The sequence below is a fragment of the Streptomyces sp. NBC_01296 genome (assembly GCF_035984415.1).
Classification (GTDB): domain Bacteria; phylum Actinomycetota; class Actinomycetes; order Streptomycetales; family Streptomycetaceae; genus Streptomyces.
This window is the reverse complement of the sequence record NZ_CP130720.1, coordinates 8673533-8691033: the sequence shown is the minus strand read 5'-3', so window position 1 is coordinate 8691033 and position 17501 is coordinate 8673533. Positions and strand designations below refer to the sequence as shown.

General features: G+C 67.8%; 13 protein-coding genes and 3 pseudogenes. 9 read left to right on the top strand and 7 right to left on the bottom strand.

Translation table 11 applies throughout. The features are described 5' to 3' along the window. Positions 1–974: 974 nt before the first annotated feature. Positions 975–1382, top strand: a complete 408-nt coding sequence (locus tag OG299_RS39615) for an STAS domain-containing protein (RefSeq protein WP_327364303.1) — start codon at positions 975–977, stop codon at positions 1380–1382. Between the two features lie 263 nt (positions 1383–1645). Here OG299_RS39615 and OG299_RS42950 read toward each other — a convergent pair. Together OG299_RS42950 and OG299_RS39605 are read right to left on the bottom strand one after the other, a co-directional pair. Next, positions 1646–2159: pseudogene (locus OG299_RS42950) on the bottom strand (transposase domain-containing protein). Positions 2160–2379: 220 nt separating this feature from the next. Next, positions 2380–3105 (bottom strand): hypothetical protein, encoded by a 726-nt coding sequence (locus OG299_RS39605; RefSeq protein ID WP_327364302.1) that lies wholly within the window; start codon positions 3103–3105, stop codon positions 2380–2382. 1000 nt (positions 3106–4105) lie between these two features. On the opposite strand from OG299_RS39605, the gene OG299_RS39600 reads away from it, so the two are divergent. After that, entirely contained in the window at positions 4106–4759 is a 654-nt protein-coding gene (locus OG299_RS39600) for a hypothetical protein (RefSeq protein ID WP_327364301.1), read from the top strand. Between the two features lie 325 nt (positions 4760–5084). Here the strand turns inward: OG299_RS39600 and OG299_RS39595 are convergent, their stop codons facing one another. Next, the gene (locus OG299_RS39595; RefSeq protein ID WP_079403197.1) at positions 5085–5474 is read right to left on the bottom strand and encodes a hypothetical protein; all 390 of its coding nucleotides are present in this window, start codon (positions 5472–5474) and stop codon (positions 5085–5087) included. 181 nt (positions 5475–5655) lie between these two features. Then, positions 5656–5868 carry a hypothetical protein gene (locus OG299_RS39590; protein ID WP_327364300.1) on the bottom strand — a complete coding sequence of 71 codons (213 nt, stop codon included), beginning with the start codon at positions 5866–5868 and terminating at the stop codon, positions 5656–5658. A 689-nt stretch (positions 5869–6557) separates the two neighbouring features. Between OG299_RS39590 and OG299_RS39585 the strand changes: the two genes are divergently transcribed. Further along, a complete protein-coding gene (locus OG299_RS39585) occupies positions 6558–6947 on the top strand; it encodes a helix-turn-helix domain-containing protein (RefSeq protein ID WP_327364299.1) in 390 nt (129 codons plus the stop codon). A 319-nt stretch (positions 6948–7266) separates the two neighbouring features. Here the strand turns inward: OG299_RS39585 and OG299_RS39580 are convergent, their stop codons facing one another. Continuing rightward, positions 7267–10110, bottom strand: a complete 2844-nt coding sequence (locus OG299_RS39580; protein ID WP_327364298.1) for an ATP-binding protein — start codon at positions 10108–10110, stop codon at positions 7267–7269. A 592-nt stretch (positions 10111–10702) separates the two neighbouring features. On the opposite strand from OG299_RS39580, the gene OG299_RS39575 reads away from it, so the two are divergent. Continuing rightward, positions 10703–11029: a hypothetical protein gene (locus tag OG299_RS39575; RefSeq protein WP_327364297.1), complete on the top strand. Its 327-nt coding sequence runs from the start codon at positions 10703–10705 to the stop codon at positions 11027–11029. Between the two features lie 483 nt (positions 11030–11512). Here the strand turns inward: OG299_RS39575 and OG299_RS39570 are convergent, their stop codons facing one another. Further along, the gene (locus tag OG299_RS39570; protein WP_327364296.1) at positions 11513–11800 is read right to left on the bottom strand and encodes a hypothetical protein; all 288 of its coding nucleotides are present in this window, start codon (positions 11798–11800) and stop codon (positions 11513–11515) included. Between the two features lie 36 nt (positions 11801–11836). Here OG299_RS39570 and OG299_RS42945 point away from each other — a divergent pair, with 36 nt between their 5' ends. From OG299_RS42945 to OG299_RS39550, 5 genes and pseudogenes are all read left to right on the top strand, one after another. Further along, the gene (locus tag OG299_RS42945; RefSeq protein ID WP_442817611.1) at positions 11837–12685 is read left to right on the top strand and encodes a helix-turn-helix transcriptional regulator; all 849 of its coding nucleotides are present in this window, start codon (positions 11837–11839) and stop codon (positions 12683–12685) included. 77 nt (positions 12686–12762) lie between these two features. Next, complete coding sequence (locus OG299_RS39565) at positions 12763–13998, top strand: hypothetical protein (RefSeq protein ID WP_327364295.1); 1236 nt, start codon at positions 12763–12765, stop codon at positions 13996–13998. Between the two features lie 495 nt (positions 13999–14493). Further along, the gene (locus OG299_RS39560) at positions 14494–15567 is read left to right on the top strand and encodes a WD40 repeat domain-containing protein (protein WP_327364294.1); all 1074 of its coding nucleotides are present in this window, start codon (positions 14494–14496) and stop codon (positions 15565–15567) included. Next, positions 15564–16145, top strand: coding sequence for a hypothetical protein (locus tag OG299_RS39555; RefSeq protein WP_327364293.1), 582 nt, complete (start codon positions 15564–15566; stop codon positions 16143–16145). Before OG299_RS39560 ends, OG299_RS39555 begins: the two co-directional genes overlap by 4 nt. 360 nt (positions 16146–16505) lie before the next feature. Then, positions 16506–16829 (top strand): annotated as a pseudogene (locus OG299_RS39550) (DUF2252 family protein); the annotation flags it as partial. A 144-nt stretch (positions 16830–16973) separates the two neighbouring features. On the opposite strand, the pseudogene OG299_RS39545 reads toward OG299_RS39550, so the two are convergent. Next, positions 16974–17471, bottom strand: a pseudogene (locus OG299_RS39545) (PHP domain-containing protein); the annotation flags it as partial. Positions 17472–17501: the final 30 nt, after the last annotated feature.

Genomic DNA, 17501 nt, shown 5'->3' with positions numbered 1-17501 from the left:
GCGGAATCCCGTCAGCTGATGAAACGGACAACGGACAGAGCAAAACCCTGTCCATAATTTCTGCTCCGCCGCGAAGCCGCTCGCCAGGACGCCGGAGCCAGGGACGTGCTCGGCGGCCTGGGCGAGCATCGGCTCGAAGGGCGGGGGTGAGAACCACTCGGGGGACGACCTCCCTCACCGCTTACTCCGGGCCTGGCACCCGACAGCCTCACCCCCGGTCCAGGCAGGCATGGCACGTTGATACGGCCGGAGGGCCCTGCCGAGTCAGGCTCCAGGGCGGGTCGGCTTCTGCTGCGGCTCCACAAGCCGGTCCCGGCACCCCTGGCAAAGCGGATTCCCACCGACCCCGTATCGGCAGCATGTTCGATGGCGCACGCACGGTCCGGACTGGGAAGGAGCCCAGGTCGCGACCGAGGGGCGGGGTGCGGGGGTACTCATGAGCGGGTTCCTCTCGGCGGGCGGCACTGTAGTGAACCGTTTTGCCGACCCTGCATTCCCACCGACACACAGCAGCACACGGACGCCACAAGCAGTCACCAGATAGCCCTGCAGCCTGGCGAGGGTCCCGGAAGGATGCCGCACGGCGCCGTGCTGCAAGCGCTCGCGCAACAATGGGTCGCCTACGTGGCGCAGGTCAGTACATGTACCCCTCGGGTCGTCGCCGGCCCCCAACTCGAACCAGACCTCTTCCCTCGGCTATCGCGAGGAAAGAGGTGTCCTCCTCGTGAGGGGGCTTGCCCACCGGGTCTGACCTGCAAGAACAGACCATGCCCGATTTGCGAGGTCCCACCTCCGGTCACACCCACGGTCCCCCGCTGAAGGCAACCCTCCAGACAACGGTCCAGCCTCCTCCCGGTGCAACCCCGGTACCGACCTCTACGCGCGCCTCAGCGCGCCGCACACCGGCCCTAAGCCGTACCGGGCCAGGATGGGGCCCCGTGGGTCCGGAGCCTTCGGGTGACGGGAGCAGAACATTGATCAACGTTGAGGTCCAGCACTGCGGCAGCTCGATTCTGATCAGCGCCACTGGGGAGCTCGACGAGGGTGCGGGAGAGGTGCTCCAGCGCGCGCTGGACCACGTGACCATGGACGAGCGGGATCTCCTGGTGGACCTGCACGCCGTTGCGGCCATGGACGTCGACGGCCTGCTCCACCTCCTGAACCTGCACCGGCGCGCCGAGCGCATGCGCCTACGGGTCCTGGTCACCGGCTGGCAGCCCCAGCCCCAGCAGTGCATGGCCACCGTGGCCGGCATCCCCGGGCCCCGAGCGGGCACCGGGGAACGCTACGCCCTGGCAGGCTTCCGCCGGCTCCTCGAGGAGAAGGCGCAGCGCGCACGGGAGCGCTCCGACTTCGCCGACGGCTGGCTGCCCCGCGTCTAGCCCTCGCGGCGGCTCGGCAGGGAGGAGCATTTCCGCCGGCGTGGAGGGTGCTTCAGGGGGAGGGGTGGGGGAGGGGTTCCACGCCTCGGGGCCTGCGCCTCGCCATTCCACGAAGTCGGGGTCGGTGAGGTCTACGTCCTCAGCGTTCTCCAGTCCAGCGTCGGCGAGGAAGACACGGATGTCGGACGGCCGGTGCGCGACCCCGATGGCGACACCGTCGTAGCGCACCCGGCGCCAGCCCTGCTCGTCGGGCGGGTAGATGATCAGCTTGGCGGACATGCGCCCAGCCTCTTCCCCGCCCTCCTCACCGGCACCTGGCTGCGCGCGAACGGGTGACGCACGGCCGTGAAGCAGATCGCGGCCCTTTCCCGGACAGCACCACTGGTGTCTGCGGCGGCGGGGTACGTTCGGCCGTGCGGGTATCCGGGGCCGGAGTCGACTCGTGCGGGTGGAGCCAGGGCCGTCGGCGAACCGCCTCGCTTCCTCTTGCCGTCGCAGCGGTCATGAAGCCGATCGGCGAGCAGGGCCTTCGCGGTCGGCCCCGCGACCTCCAGACCGACGCCCGCCAGTGCCGCGGTGAGCTTGTTCCAGACCAGCCGGTAGCCAACCTCCGGGAACAGGCACATCGCCAGCAGAAAGTAGACCCCGACCCGCGAGGGCAGGAGACGCCCGGCGCTCCACACAGCCAGTCTCCTCCAGGACCTCGTCGACGAGCTCGAACGGCACGACCTTCGTCAGCTCACCCAGATGGCCGGGCGCGAAGGGGCCCGCGGCCACAACGAACACGCGGGAGAGCGTCGTCAGAACGGGCGGCGCGACACAATGACGTACGGGCAACGGGGCACCTCGGCGATCAACAGTCTTGGAGGACTATCTGATCAACGCGACCCCGTTTCCCGCGTCACGACCCGACGCCAAAACCCCTTGCCACCAGAGGAAATCCGTTAACTACCCGGCCTTGGGTCAAGGCCCGCTATGAACATAACCTTCGGGGTCGTCAGGGAAGCTGGATCACCGCACACGTAGGACCGCGCGTTGATCGAGACTCGCACTCTTCGGCCCCGCCTGCAGTGACTGCGCTGATTTGGATGCCCCATGCGCCCTGTGGGGCCGAGAACGGCACGCTAATGTGCTGTTCGATTTCGCCCCTGTCGTTGGGCCTGAGGGTGCTGTTGTAGAAGTCGCGCGATTCGATGGAGTCCCCGTCCTTGGCCACGGCGTTCGCGTATACGTTGATGCTCGCCCACGTGTCGACGCCGTCCGCGTGCACGTCGAAGCTCAGCCTCATGTCGGACCTCGGCCCTGCGAGTCTGACGTCAGTGATCGTCGGTCGCCCGTTCCCACCTGCCGCTTTGGACGCGCCGACGACCGCCACGCTCAACGCGACCATGTAGAAGATCACTCCGAGCACCAGTACGACGGTCTCCCACAGGTTGCCCCGCCGGGTCGGGTGGATGAGTAGGGCCAGGATGCTGCACACGATGGCGAGGATGGCGCAGAGCGAGGCCACGTAGATGGGCCACGATTCATTGTTGAGCGCGACGAATACGACATCACTCGTCAGCCCCAGTGTGGTCATAACCCCGGCCACCGTGACCAGGGCACCGGCGAGGATCTTGGCAACGTCGTCCAGGCGCTTTCCGACCCTGGCCTGGATCTCGTCGAACGTTGGAGCAGGTTCGTGCCCACCACCCAGCTGCTTCACCCCGCTCATGGTGGTCAAGGCAGAGTGCGTACGAGTGCCTACGCGCCCATGATTGGCCCGAAGGGAGGAGAAACCAGAGCGGAAGATGGGATCCGTCTCGCCCCGTGCTTCGCGGGCAGGTTGGGTGAGATGGGGCTTGGCGAGGAGCCCGCCTGCCGCGTCGGTGGCCTTCTCCCCCCAGGGCGCTGTCGGCCGGGTACCGGCCGCCGTCACGTCGCCGTCACGCAGCCGGGCTGACAGCACTCGCTTACCCGTCCGCTGGCGTCCGGCGCCCGGCCGCCTGACCATTGACGACCCGGCCGTCGTCGTCGTGGGCAAGGGACGGCAACCACGGCACGACCCGCCCCACACCCCCCGGAACCACCCGCACAGACCCCAATTGCCGCGCGCGGCGGGCCGGAGCGGTGAGTGCAGGACCGCAGGCCTGCCAGTACGGGGCCACCGAGCGCCTGTCCGGGCGCTGTACCCATGCGGGCCCGCTCCCAGGTTCGGCAGAACGGGGTAGCCCGCACCAGAGGAGCCGCGTGCCCGTACGCCGGACCTTGGTCCGTTGGGTGGTTGGGCGGGCCGGTGCTACTGCCGCCAGAGCGCTCTGGATCACCGGGCCTCGCCCGCGCACGCCCTGTCGACGCGGACTGAGCCGACCATAGTCACGGCCAGCCGGCGCCCCGCAGCAGAAGCACAGCGTTCGGCATCCCGGGTGACTGCGCGGGCGAGGGGTTGACCCCTGGCACTGACACCGCCACTCCCAACCGCAGCCGTGCCCCTCTCCTATCCCCACACCGTTCACGCGCAGCAGCCCCAGTGTCGAAGCGGCCGAGGACGAGGAGCTGGGGGCGGGAGGGGAGAGGCCGGTCCCGATGCTCTGCGGACACTCCTGCGCAGCACCATCCGCGAGGGGCCGAACCAGGATCCAGGCTCGAACGGTGTGGCGTTCCGATCTTCAATGTTGTTGAGTAGCCGTTCCAAGTGATCTGCAGGTTCAGAGGAGTTGACGGTGAAGAGGGCGACACGGGGGATGACGCTGGTGGTGCTGGCGGCGGTGTTGACCGCATGCGGAGGCGAGCCGGCCGGTCGCGCGAACGGCGACTCCCTGGAGGGGCACGAGAGCAAAGCGCCGCTCACGCTGTCCGCGGAGCAGGTGCGGGTGGCCCTGCCGAGCAACGGGCGCCTGCCCGAAGGCTGGGTGAGTGGTGGCTGGTCGTCCAAGCCCGAGGCGGAAGAGGGGGCGAAAGCGGCGAAGGAGTGCGCAGGCGACACCCAGACGAACTGCGCCGGGCTCACGGCCTACGGCCACCGGTCCGTCGAGACCAAGGAAAACGCGGAATCGACGGGCAAGGGGGCACCTGTGTGGTTCCACGTCTACTCCTTCGACACCGCCGAGAACGCGGGCGTGGCGTTCAAGGGTCTGGTGGCCAACAAGCGCAAGCAGGCGTCGCAGGGCGGGAGCCCCCCGGCGCCGCTGACCGTCTCGGCAGGCGCAGACGAAACGGATGCGTTCTCCGAAGACGTCAGCGGCGAGTACAGCGTTGAGGTGATGATGCGCGTGGGCGGGGTCGTCGTCTACCTCAAGGGATACGACCAGAGGAAAGCGGACGACCTGCAAGGACTCGCGAAGCTTCAGATCGACCGGATCAGGAAGACAGCGGAGGGCAAGAACCCCGACGCGTGACGGCACCCGCGGCCCGGGCCCGCGAGGCCCGGGCCGCAGGCCTGCGTCGGCTACTGCTCTGAACTCACCGTCTGCACCCACACTCGCGACAGCAGTAGTCATCACGGAACTCCGGTCAGAACCCTGAAAGCGGCTGTGACCGCGCTTCCGTGATGACTACGGCTGGATGAGGTACGGCGTCTGCTGTTGGATAGCTCGATGGGACGCATTGAGGCTGAGCTGGGTCAACGACCTTAGCCACCCTCCGTCACCACCGAATGTGAGACAGAGCCGTTAACTTTACGGACCCAGTTTCACCGACCAGCGACACCAGAAGGCTGCGCGGTCAGCGCCGGCCGCCGCCGATGCGGCGGTCGTCGGCCAGTGCGGTAAGCGGGCCAAACTCGCGGGCAAGCTGGTTCCACGTCAGAACCTCGCCACAGCGGGCCGGGAACTCCTTCGGGTTGAACTCGGGCATGGTCCAGGTGCCAGTGCCCCGGTCCCGCAGCCACAGGTCCCCGTCACCGTCGACCACAGTCGGCGGGACCGGTACGGGCTCGGCCTGATCGGTGGGCTCCCAGGTGACCCGGCCCGGGTGGGAAACGCGGCGCAGCTCGGTGGTGGCCAGCCGCGCGGCCAAGTCACGGGTGGACTCTTCGGCGTCCTTGACCGACGCGAGTCGGAATGCGTCGTCAAGTACGGGCAGGGCTGGATTCTTGCTGCGCTTTGAACTCATACGCTGACTACCTCCGGTGGGGGGCGTCACATCCGTTATGGCACCCCGTAGAGGAACACGGTATCCGAGGCGGGAGCCGGGCCGGCTACGACCACTGTCCAGGTGGAGGCGCTGGCACACCGGGCGGTGGGGCTAGGTGGTGAGCTGGTCCTAGACGTGGCGCAACCCGTGGTGGTAGCGCTCAGATATGGCGGTCCGGGTCTGAGAAGGTGAGGCCGCCGGGGGCGAGCGGACGTCGGGCCGGGGCGGGTGCGGGCTCGGGCTCGGTCTCGCCGGGCGGCTGGCGGAAGTAGGCGCCCTGCTCGACCGGCATCAGCCGGCGCCCACCCGCCTGGGCGGGTACGGGAGCGGGCTCGGAGAAGGCGGGCAGCGAGAGCGGTCGATGGTCGGTCATGATCCCTAGTCTCCCAGGTCCAGCCCTGCGGTTAGGGCCAGGCGATGATCGCCAACCGACACGCGACGAACGCCCAGGTTCGGGGCGCCGAGTGCTCAGTATTCGCGAACTCAGGCGCTTTCGTCGGCGACTACATCGCAGACAGCACCCGAACCGAAATCGCCTACGCCCGGTCGCTGGGCAAGCCCATGCGGTTCACGCACCCCGAAGTCGCCCCTGACGCCTGACCGCCCGCTGCCACCTCGACAACAAGGCTGGCAGCCCGCCGCCTGACCGTCTTGCGGTGGCTTCGGCCGCCGCCCACCCCACACCCCCTGCAGGCATCCTTTGGAATTGATCATCTAGCCGGAGGTCTGGGCAAGCCCTGCGTCGGCAGAGCTTGCCCAGTGCCGAGCGCGTCCACAGCGGCTGGCCCTGGCCACTCCCACCGCAGTGGGCGCAGTGTCCCGGGCGGGCGATGCCGGGCGCGCCGATGGTTTCGTCGGCGTCGAGTAGGAGCCTGGTCAGCCCCTCATCGCGCAGGGCCAGGTCTTGGTGCTTGCCGACCAGGACGTCCAGGGCGATGTCCGGGCCGAGGGTCCGGGCGTCCCAGCTGATGCCGCGGGTGGCGGTGGCGATCATGTCGTGCATTTCGCTCGCGGTCTGCGCCCCGGTCAGCGCCCGTCTTCGTCGACGACCACCTCTCCACTGTGATCCTCCTCCAGGACGAACCGCTGGCCCAGGCGCTGGCCGCCCAATGGCTGCGGCCCCTGGCAGGCCTGACCCCACGCCAGAGCGAGCGGCTGGAGGCGACCCTGCTCGCCTGGCTCGAACGCGGTGGCGCCCCAGAGGCCGCAAAGGCCCTGAACGTGCATCCCCAGACCGTCCGGTACCGCATGCGGCAACTGGAGAAACTCTTCGGACCGCAGCTACGTGACCCCCGTACCCGGTTCGAACTGAAGATGACCTTGCACACCCGCCGGCTGATGGCGCAGATTCGGATTCCGCACGCGCGGCGGGGCCGCAGAACGGACCGCGTCACCACAGCGAACTTCACACCGCTGGCCGTGGAAACAAGCGCCCGCGTCAACGGCCTGTGACCGCAGCAGTCCGGCCCGGTGGGCTCCGCCCCTCAGGCGGGGCCCCATCCGCCGCCGGACGCTGACCGCCGTCACGGCGACCCGTTCGTCGCGGGCTTGCTGGCGACGTCGCGCATCTTCTGGGTGTCGTGCGGGGGCGGGCTCGGTGGAGGCGGGCTGAGCAGATCAGGGCCCGCTCATTGAGGACGCAATCCTCCCCGCCGGGCACGCCGTGGTGGGCGGCCCGCATGTGGATGTGTTCGGTGACCTGGTGGACGTACGGCGTCGGCATGGCGTGGTGGTGGGTGTACGAGGAGCCCTGCTCCGACTGATTGACGGTTCAGGGCTGCTGGTGTTCGGGCAGGCTGTTGCGGCGGATCACTTCGGTGGCCAGCTCTACTCGCGAGGTCAGTCCGAGCTTGCGCAAGATGTTGGAGACGTGGGTGCTGACGGTGCGGCGCGAGATGCACATGCGGGCGGCTGTTTCGGGGTTGGAGTGTCCAGCAGCGACGTGACCGGCGATGATGCGCTCGGTGGAGGTGAGTGCTTCCCATCCCAGGCGGACGGTGTTGCGGGGGCCGCGGTTGCCGCGGCTCACGGAGACCGCGCGAAGGCGGGCGGTGGCACGCGCCGCGTCCCAGACTGCGCCCAGGCCGGCGTAGATCGCCAGAGCTCGCTCGAGGTGGGCGCGGCCGTCGGAGGGCCGGCCGCGTATCGCGTGCATCTCGGCGGCGTCGGTGAGGGCGTGCGCCTGGTTCAGCGGCCGTGTGGCTTCACTGTAGTGACGGGCTGCTTCCAGCAACAGCTCCGGATCCTGTGCGATGAGCCCCTCGCACCGGCAGGCGTCCCCCAGATGGTAGGGAGCGCTGCTGTGTGCGGCACGCGAGCGCGCCGCCTGCGCGTAACGCCGGGCTGCCGGCGAGTCGCCCTGGTCAAGCGCGAGTCGGACCAGATCGGGTGTCAGGAAGCTGAGGATCAGCTGACCGGGCAGATGCCCGATTCCGGCATCGAAGCTGTGCGCCAACCGGCGGAAGGCCCGCTCGGGATGCCCTTGCGCCTCGTCCAGCAGGGCCTGGGTACACAAGAGGACGTACTCGTAGAACCAGGAGACCGTTCCGCTGTCTTGTGCCGCTGCAGCCTGGCTCATATGGCTCTCAGCGTCGTCCCGCCGGCCTTGATGGACGGCTATTGCCCCCGCCAACGCTCGCAACGCCCGGCTCATTGCAAAGTGGACGCCGGGGTCGAGGCCGGCGTCCACCTCTGCCATCGCGTCCTCCCACCGGCCGGCATGGAACGCCAGCAGCGCACAGGACAGGTGGTACCACGGCAGGAACACACCCCCGAGGTCCTCGGCGCTTGGGCGCACGCTCGCCAAGGTGCGCTCCGCGTCCGGGGTCAGATCCAGTTCCATGTAGCAGTTGGCCAGCGCGAGCTGCAGCCCGAGCCACTGCGCCGGGTGGATCGTCTCGGGTGTCAGACGCGACGCCTGACGGGCAAGCTCCAGTGCTTCAAGGCCAGGAGCCTCCAGGAAATGCTTGGCGGCCAGCACTTGCAGGGCGTAGGCCAAGGCCGTTGCGTCGCCCAGCTCGGCAGCCGCTCGCCGCGCAGCGGAAGCCACAGCTCCCGCTTCCGGCAGCCTCCCCAGGGCGAAGAGGCATACCGATGCAAATGCTTGGAACCGGACCGCATCGAGTGTCGGCACGCCTGCTGTTCCGCACGTAAGACGGGTTTCTGCCAGAGCGACGTCGGGGCGGCCGCGCGCGAACGCGGCCTGCACGATGATCCAGCGAAACAGATCTTCCAGACCCGGATCGGCGGGTCTGGCCAGAGCGATGCGGGCGCTCTCCTCGGCCTCGGCCAGAAGACCTGATGACAGTTGCGCGACGACATGGTGCAGACGTAACTGCTCGTAGCACGGGTCAGCGGGATCGGCGATCTCCAGCGCCGTGCCCAGCAGCCGCAGAGCCAGACCGGGCGCACGCGCGGTGAGCTGCGCTGCGGACCCGGTTATCCAGGGAACCAAAAACTCCCCGTCCGCAGGGGCGGCTTCCAGCAGATGTCCGGCAACGCGCTCGGGCGCCGCCCCGGCCCGGGTCAGAGCCTGCGCGGCCCGGATGTGTAGCAGCGAGCGTACGGAACTCGGCACGGCGTCGTGCAGAGCTTGGCGCACCAGGTCATGACGGAAGACGACGCGTGGGCCGTCAGGAGTCAGGATTCCGGCCGCTTCGGCATCAGCGACGGTGGTGAGCAGGACGTGGGCCGGCACCTCCAGTACTGCTCCCAGATCGTGGAGCGTGCAGCCGGCTCCCAGCACGGACGCCGCGCGCAACACCTGCAGGACCTCGTCACGCAGGTACGCCAGCCGGTGAGTGATCAGCGTGTCGATCGCCGGAACGGGGCAATCGGCCGTGACCTCCGCGACAGCCCCGTTCAGCGTGATCGCCTCTTCCCGTCGAAGGGCGGCAATCAGCTCCTCCAGGTACAGCGGGTTGCCTGCCGCCCCCTCGCACAGCCGAAGCAACCGAGGACCGGGCTCATGCCCGATCACGTCGGCCACCAACAAGGGCACGGCCCAGGAGGCCAACGGACCGAGCTGCAGCACCGTACGGTTGCCGCCTCGCAGCCCACGGGCGAGTACGTCGACCTCCACCACCCGGGGAACCGGGCGAAGCGCCCCGACGATCAGCAGCGGCAACTGAGCCACCGATTGCACGAGCCGCTGCAATACCAGCACACTGGCCCGATCGGCCCACTGAAGATCATCGAGGAAGAGCGCTACGGGCCCCTGCGCACAGATCTCCTCCACCAGAACGCACATGGCTTCCACGGTGGCGAAATCCGCGCCTCCCGGCGTGCCCGGCAGCCCGTACCGAGCCTGCCCCAGGAGGACTTCGGCGGCCCGCGCCCTCAGGGGGTCCATAGGGCCGTCATCGATCCCCAGGCAGGCCGATATCAACGCGAACGGGCGATGCGCCTCCAACTCCTGAGCAGATCCCCACAGCGCCTGGAGGCCGGCGCCTTCGGCGTCTGCCGCCGCGCACCGAAGCAGCGCCGTCTTGCCCGCCCCGGCCTCGCCGACGATGAACGCGGCCTGTCCCGTGCCGCGCGCGGCACGTACCGCCAGAGTGGTGAGGATCTCCGTTTCGGCATCGCGTCCGACGAGGCGAGGCCCCAAGAATTGCACGGCCGTCTCTCCCGTAGTAATGCCATCAGCCTGCTGAACCAGATTTTCGCCGAACCCGATGGGCGGTGCCCGGGTATCGGGTTCAGAAGAGTCAACTGCCCGATGAGAGGGACCAGCCTCTAACCGGGTGACCATCCCCGCCGGGGGGTGGTGACGGTCTCATTCCGCAGTGCGACCAAGGCGTTACTTGTTCGGGTCACGCTTCCGGGCGGCGACTCGTGGAGCTGACTCCATGACAGCAGACAATAGACGCCGTCCTGTTCCGTTGCGTACCGAGCGGCGCATATTTGAGCTTCATAAGAGGCTTCAGAGGCCGGACACGCCAATGCGGGTATGTTCGCATAGGGTCGTCGGCCGCGCCCGCTCGGCCTGGCCTGGGGCAGAAATGCCATTCCGCACGCATGTGCGTGGAGCCCCGTGTCCGGCACACAGGGTATCCGGTTGGGGGGAAGGCGTCTCCGTTCATGCCCTCGGCGCCGCCCTGACCGATGACGACGGCTGCGGAGTTCCTCACCCCCGCGGCGAGCATCCCACCATTGCTCCCCCGCCGTCTCGACCTCTCCGAACTCACGGAGATCCGGCGCATCTGGGGGTGAGCGTCGCCTCGCTCATCTTCCGCTGCAGAGAACTGGGAGTGATCTCGAACGCCACCGCCAGCCGCGACGACCAGAGCCTGCGCGCACTCGACGGCCAGCCGGGCTTCACCGCCGAGCCGGTAGACGGATTCCCCGGCGAGCAACCCGCTCTGCTCGCCCAGACCTACGAACGGTCCGAGCGGGAAAAAGACTCACCATCCCACGTCCGGCCGAAGAATTGGGCCGGCGTCCCGCGCGCGTCCGACAACTCCTTGGCACGCCGGACAGCCGGCCAGTGCTGCGCGTCGTCTGAACGTCGCCGCCCGCAGGTCCAGTGCCCTTGAAACACATCCAGCACGTGCTCACAACCGATAGAACCCGCGCCATGACCTACCCGAACCGGGCCGGTTCTCTCACCATGCGGAGTTCCACCCGGGACGACCGTTCGGCGAAGGGCCCCGATCGCCTATCGGGATGCCCCGAGGACCACCCCCGGTGGCATCGAAATCACCGAGCTCGAAGTCAGGCTGGGCGGGCGTCAGAGCCCTGGTACGTGGCCGGGGGCTGGCCCGGCCGCACCCGACCCTTGTCGCTGTCGTGCGCGGGTCGCGCGCTGGAACACTCCAGGCACGCCAGAGGCTGCCACCGTCCCGCCGCCCCCTCATCGCGCCCAAATGCCGAGGAACGCCCTATCCGTCGGGGCGCTGGCGTTGGGCCCGACGGATCAACCGCAGCTGCTGCGATACGGCATCTCGTCGACTGCCCACAAATGTCGGGCGCCGTATTCCACGCCGAGAAGGCAGTGGACCACCGCTCCGCGGCGGGGCTCACTTGGAGCGCTCGAACTGGCACGGCACGCAACCCGGATCGCTCCGGAATCGAACCACCCTGCCCAACGCATAGGGCTGCAACTCGCCCTGGCCAAAAGCTACATCGAAGTCGACCGCAGTCACGACGCGCAGCACACCCTCGCCGACGGCCACGACGCAACCGAGCACACAGGAGGCGTCTTCCTGCCCTGGTACCACCTCTCCTACGCCCTCCTCGCATTCCACACCGGCCGCCGGGACGAGGCCCTCGCCGAAATCGAGGCCGGCCTCGATCCGGGCGAGCACCTCGCGACGAGCCGGGCGCTGCGGGGACTCGCGGCAGTGATCGAAAGTGCATCGCGGCCGGCAGACCGCAGCAGCAGCTCACGTGACCGCCGCCACAGCAGCGTCCGACAGGGGACCCGTCGCGGGGTTCTACGAGTACCTGGCCCTGTGCACCGACACCCTTGTGAACGAGGCCGAAGAGGACTCCGGGCGCGCCTACACCCGGCTTGCGGACTCGTTCGACCGCGGCGTCGGCCATCTGCCCAGCCAGCTGATCCCCGGCTTCCTGCCGTCGATGTCCACCGAGGAACGCGAGGACCACGGAGGACAGCCCGTCACGGCTGGGAGGCGCACACCGGCACTGAACACATCGTCGCGGGCCATGTCGCCGACGGCCACTCCAACCCGGAGATCGCTACCCGTATGTCCATATCGCGACGCACCGTCAGCACCCATGTGTCCAACATCTGCAGGAAACTGGAGATGGCCTCGAGCGTCGAACTCGCGGCCGAAGATTATCCGTTGGCAGCACCCGGACCGCGCACAGCCGGAGAACTGACCGCGTCCCGCGCCCCCAGCCCGGACACCGCGGACACTCCCGAAGAATCCCTACGTCAGCTGACGGATGTATCGGCCCCTGCACGCTCCTACTTTGGCGGTGCCACGACGGCCCGCTCCTCCTCGTGCGACCGTCGAAGACGAACGAACGGAACCACCATGAGCGTTGACGCGATCCCGCTCCGTACCACCGCCGCACTTCTTTCGCTCTCACCTACCGTCGCCCTGTCGACACTCGCCGCCGGACCGACCCACGCAGACAGCCCGACCGGTAAGGGTCCATCTACCCACACCAGTAGCACCGTGGCGTCATCGGGTGCGGCCACCGTATGCGGGGGATTCCGCTGACGAGTTCCTTCAGTCATCTATCAGGACCCGTCGTCGGCGCTTCCGTGCCGGCGAATCCGAACAAGCAAGGAGTCGCAGTGGTTGAAAAGTTGACTGCACGCTCAGGTTCGCGTCGCAGAAGGGCTCATCGCCTGGTGGTCCCAATCCTCGGATCGGTAATTGCGATGCTGGCCTCTGTCGTCGGGATCGCTCCGGCTGAGTCGGCGATAGCCGATACGGGGCTGAGCGTGTCGTCGGATTCGGTGCGGAAGGTGGCAGCGGGGACGACCGTGTCCGTCGGCCACATCTATGTTGCCGGTGACAGCAGCAAGACGCTCGACATGTACCAGGGAAGGACCGACACCGGCCACTACGCGAACGTGTACGGGAAGAACGCGTCGAATCCCAGCAACCAGCAGTTCCGCCTGTACACGATGAGCGACGGATCGTTCCAGATCCTGGCGGGCAATGGTAACTGCCTGCAAGCGGCGACCTGGTGGGACAGCTGGAACCGGATCCGCCCCATCACCCAGGAGTCGTGCGATTCGAGCAAAAAGCACCAGCTGTGGGCGTCGACGCCGCGTAACTCCGCGGCCAGTGGCCAGACCATTGGGTACCAGATCAAGAACGTGGGGTCGGGCAACTGCATGGACTACCTGACCTCGTGGCCGGAGGTCAACTCGGCCAACTGGGTGGATGACTACGAATGCCGTAATACGGCCAACCAGACCTGGGCCTTCGACAGTAGCCATCAGAGTGTCCTGGACAGTCTCGCGGTGCAGTACCAGATCGCCTCCGTGTGCGGCGGCGCGACCAGCTCGTCGATCTCCAGCGCCTGCACGTTCACGGAGACCGGCAGGAGCATTGCCCGTGGCCCTGGGAAATGCGTCGGCACCGCCTGGTACAACGAGTATGACAAGCCGGTGACCCAGAGTTACTCGACAACCACCAGCCTCGCATACTCAGATTTGTGGGGCGTCAGCCTCAGCGTAGCCGAGAAGGCCGCAGTCGCCCCGTTCGGCGTCGGCTTTGAGCTGACGCTGACTCAGCAATTCAACTACAGTCACACTGAGACGTCGACTCGCGGCGAGACGTTCACCACGCAGGTCCCGGTCGACGCAGGCAAGTACGGCTGGGTGGTTCTGTCTCAGCCGATCGTCCGCGTGACCGGATACTGGACTTTCGGCGCCGGAACCAGCCAGTCCTGGACCCTCCCCGTGACGCAGGACATCCCTGCTGCGAGCGAAACCGGCGGCTTTAAATCGATCGTGACCGCGCGTCAGGGCGACCAGCTGCCGACCACCTGCTCCGCCCCGGTACCTGCTACCACCTGACCGTATCCGCCAACGGCGCGATCACCGGTACGACGGACATGACCGGGATCTTCACCGCCATCGTCCTCGATACCGGAGCGAGGGGGCAACATGGGCTAAATGAGCCCTCACCGGGACCACTTAGCCTCGACCTCGCGTGAGGGTCCGTCCGTTTACCGATGGACCCTCACGCTGTTCGGCCGCGTCGACGGGCAGAGCGGCACCACACTCAGCGGCGCCGAAGAGAGCACGGACTACCCCCCTCTACTTCAGCCACGACAGCCGGTACCTCGTACAGAACGCCGCCGTCTGGGACAGGGAGAACATCTTCGCCCAGGACCCGTCCTGCACCACGAGACCACCCAGAGCGAGTGCTACCCGCTGACGGCGCTGCGTTTCACTCCCGACGAATCCGCACTCCGGTGCGTCGGAACGGACGGCATCGTCCGGTCACTGAACGTCAGTCCGTTCACCAAGCCCGACGCGGGGACGGGACAGTACTACCAAGAGGGGGCGGTGAGCTCCGACCGGCGCACCGTTGCGCTCCTCGAGGGCTCCGGAGCCGAGCTCTGGTCGCCCCTGTCGCGAACCAAGCGTTCCACCGTGACGTCGGACCCCGACGGCAAGCACGACCTGGTGAACGTCCAGATCAGCAGCAACGGGCAACGGCTCGCCGCCCTCCGTGACACGAAGGTCGAGATCTGGGACACGGCCAAGGAGAAGGCCTCGATGCTCGGCAGTCTGCCCGCCATCGAGCCGGACCGGCGCGACAGGGCCACGACCGAGTACGCCTTCTCGCCGGACGGCACCGCGCTCGCCATGCAGGTCATCCGTGAGATACGTGCCAACCTCGGTCCCCCGGGCGGCTCGGGGGCCGTCTTCTTCGATCCCGACGGCAAGTCCGTGGTGGCCGCACCCCACTTCGGCAGGGTCGCGTTCCCCTCCGGCGAGGTCCTCGCCAAGGGCGCTCCGAGCGTGGAAGTGGACTCCATCAGCGACGACGGCTCGACGCTCTACACCCACGCCCGCGGCTACCGACCCTACGTACGCCTCTGGGACTCCCGGAAGCTCCAGCCGGCGGGCGAGGACCTGCGTACGGGCCCGGTGTTCCCTCCCCTCTCCAATCCGGAGAGGGCCACCCGCCGCCTCGCCCGACGGCCGGCTGTTCGCCATCGTGCACGGGAAGCCCCCGGCTACCAGATCAGGGTGTGGGACAACCGCACCCGAGCCCAGCTCGGCGTCGCCCTCACGGGGCCCGTGGACGAGATCGTCGCGCTCGCGTTCACCCCCGACGGCTCGGCACTGACCAGCGTGGACAAGCGAGGCAGGTTCTACACCCACACCATCGCCCCCGCACAACTGGTCCGGGACCTCTGCGCCAAGTCGGGCGTCCTCACCGAGGAGCGATGGAGGGGGCGGTGCCTACAATGCTCGAATGATCTTCATTGTGGTCAGATTCCCCGTCAAGCCCGAATACGTCGACCAAACACTGGCGGCCTCCGCCCGGCCAGGCCAGGGTCGGCAAGCGCCGCCTGGATGACGTCGCCAAGATTTTGGCCGGCGCCCTGGTCGCCGTCGCGGGGATCATGACCACCCTCGGCTTAACGAGCGATGTGGTCTTCGTCGCCCTCAACAACGAGTCCTGGCCCATCTGCGTTGCCTCCCTCTGCGCCATCCTGGCTATCGCATGCAGCGTCGTGGCCCTGCTCATCCACCCCACCCGCCGGGGCAACGTCTGGGAGACCGTGGTCCTGGTGCTAGGGGTGATCTTCTACATGGCGGCATTGAGCGTGGCCGTCGTTGGCGCCGCCCGGGCGGCGGGCGGAAACGGGCGCCCGAACGTCACTGACGTCGTCATTGAGGGTCACAGACCCGATCTGAAACTGAACTTCGACGTCCACGCGGACGGTGTCGACCGGTGGGCCACCATCGACGTGTACGTCAATGGCGTGGACAAGGACGGAGAACCCGTCGGGAACGAAAATCTGTACGAGAGCACCCTTCGGCCCAATGACAAGGGCGAGGTCGCCCAGCGCGTCAGCGTGCCCGTCTCCGTACCGCGGAACGCTTGGGGTATCCAGGTCACCGCACTCACTGCGGGTGGGGAGATGGCCTGCGAGGTCCGTTCATCGCGTGGCCCTACCTGCGTGACGCTCAAGCTGCCATAGCCCACCGGGCCCGGTCGCGCATGAGCCGACAGGACGCGGGTGGACGCGTCGCGTTGCCTTCGAGCAGTATCCCGACCTCGACCAGGTCCTTCGGCTCCCATTCCGACGCACGATCACGCCATCAGCTCAACGAGGCACCCAGGGAGAAGAAGCCGAGCAACTCTGAGGCCGCCCGAGCACCCACTGGGGAGAATTCAGATATCGCCATCAGCGAGATGCGGTTCCGGATCGGCTCCCGCCTCGCCTGAACCCCCGCACCAGGCCGCCTGCAACTACGACGCCGACTCATCCCGAAGCCACAGGTGGTCGGTCTGCTTCGCAAAATCGGTGTCTGATCTGCGCCGGTCATCGACAACCTCGGGCCGGATCCCCGCGGCGAACTTCGGCATGTACATGGACTCCAACGGCCGACTGAGCTTCAACGTCAACGACTTCGACGACGCCGACCTCGGCCCGTACCCGTACCCGCACCCGCACCCGCTTCTCCCTGCTGGACTCCATGACGGAGATAAGGGACTACGAGCGCCGCTTCACGGCCGACGGGGGCTCCATCGAGCTGGACGCCTCCACCCGCTACAAGGTGCTGGCCGCCTTCGACGGGTACCTGGAGACCCTCCCCGACGAGTCCTCGTACGGCCCGACTCCTACCTGGTCAAGGACGTGGTCGGACGCCGGGGCCTCGGGAGCAGACCCCCCGCGGCCTCCCCACACGTCACTGATCGAGTGCAGGGTCAGGAGGCCGATGGCCGCTCCCCTTGTTGGCCTTCACCCTCTTGACGACGTTGTCCATGATCGTGAGGTTGGGCAGGCCGAGCGACTCGCAGTCGTGGGTGAGCGGTCGAGGTCGGTGATGCCCAAGGCGTACGCGACGATCCAGCCGGCCGCGGAGACTCGGCCCCGGCCCACTGCGATGCCTCCGGGGTAGCGGCGGTGCATGCCGCGCATGGTCTCCTCGCGGAACCAGGTCACCTCGGTGTGGCCGTCCGGGATGTCGAGCTTCTTGCCGATCTCCAGCAGCCCGTCGCGGACCCGGCGCTCGATCTCGATGCCGTGGTCCATCAGCTCCAGGAAGTACCGCTCCTTGCCGAAGATGTCCTGGTACTCGGCGGCCGACTTCAGGACCTCGTCGAACTGGCCGAGGCGAAGGCGCGTCTGCAGCTCGCCGGAGGGGCAGCCGGTGGACGCGATGAGCCCCTGGGACCACTTGGAGATGGTCTCCTTGTCCATGCGCGGCCACTTCGTGAGCCAGCCCTCGGCATAGGCGTCGGAGGACAGCCGGAAGAGGTTGTTCAGCCCAGTGGCGTTCGCCGCCCAGATCGTCTTGTGGGGTGGTGTCACGAGTGGCGGGGCTCGTTT

What these genes read in the sequence shown, in the direction of transcription:
- OG299_RS39600 (WP_327364301.1), top strand. Translation starts at nt 4,106, where the DNA reads ATGACGCTGGTGGTGCTGGCGGCGGTGTTGACCGCATGCGGAGGCGAG.
- OG299_RS39595 (WP_079403197.1), bottom strand. Translation starts at nt 5,474, where the DNA reads ATGAGTTCAAAGCGCAGCAAGAATCCAGCCCTGCCCGTACTTGACGAC.
- OG299_RS39590 (WP_327364300.1), bottom strand. Translation starts at nt 5,868, where the DNA reads ATGACCGACCATCGACCGCTCTCGCTGCCCGCCTTCTCCGAGCCCGCT.
- OG299_RS39555 (WP_327364293.1), top strand. Translation starts at nt 15,564, where the DNA reads ATGACCACCCTCGGCTTAACGAGCGATGTGGTCTTCGTCGCCCTCAAC.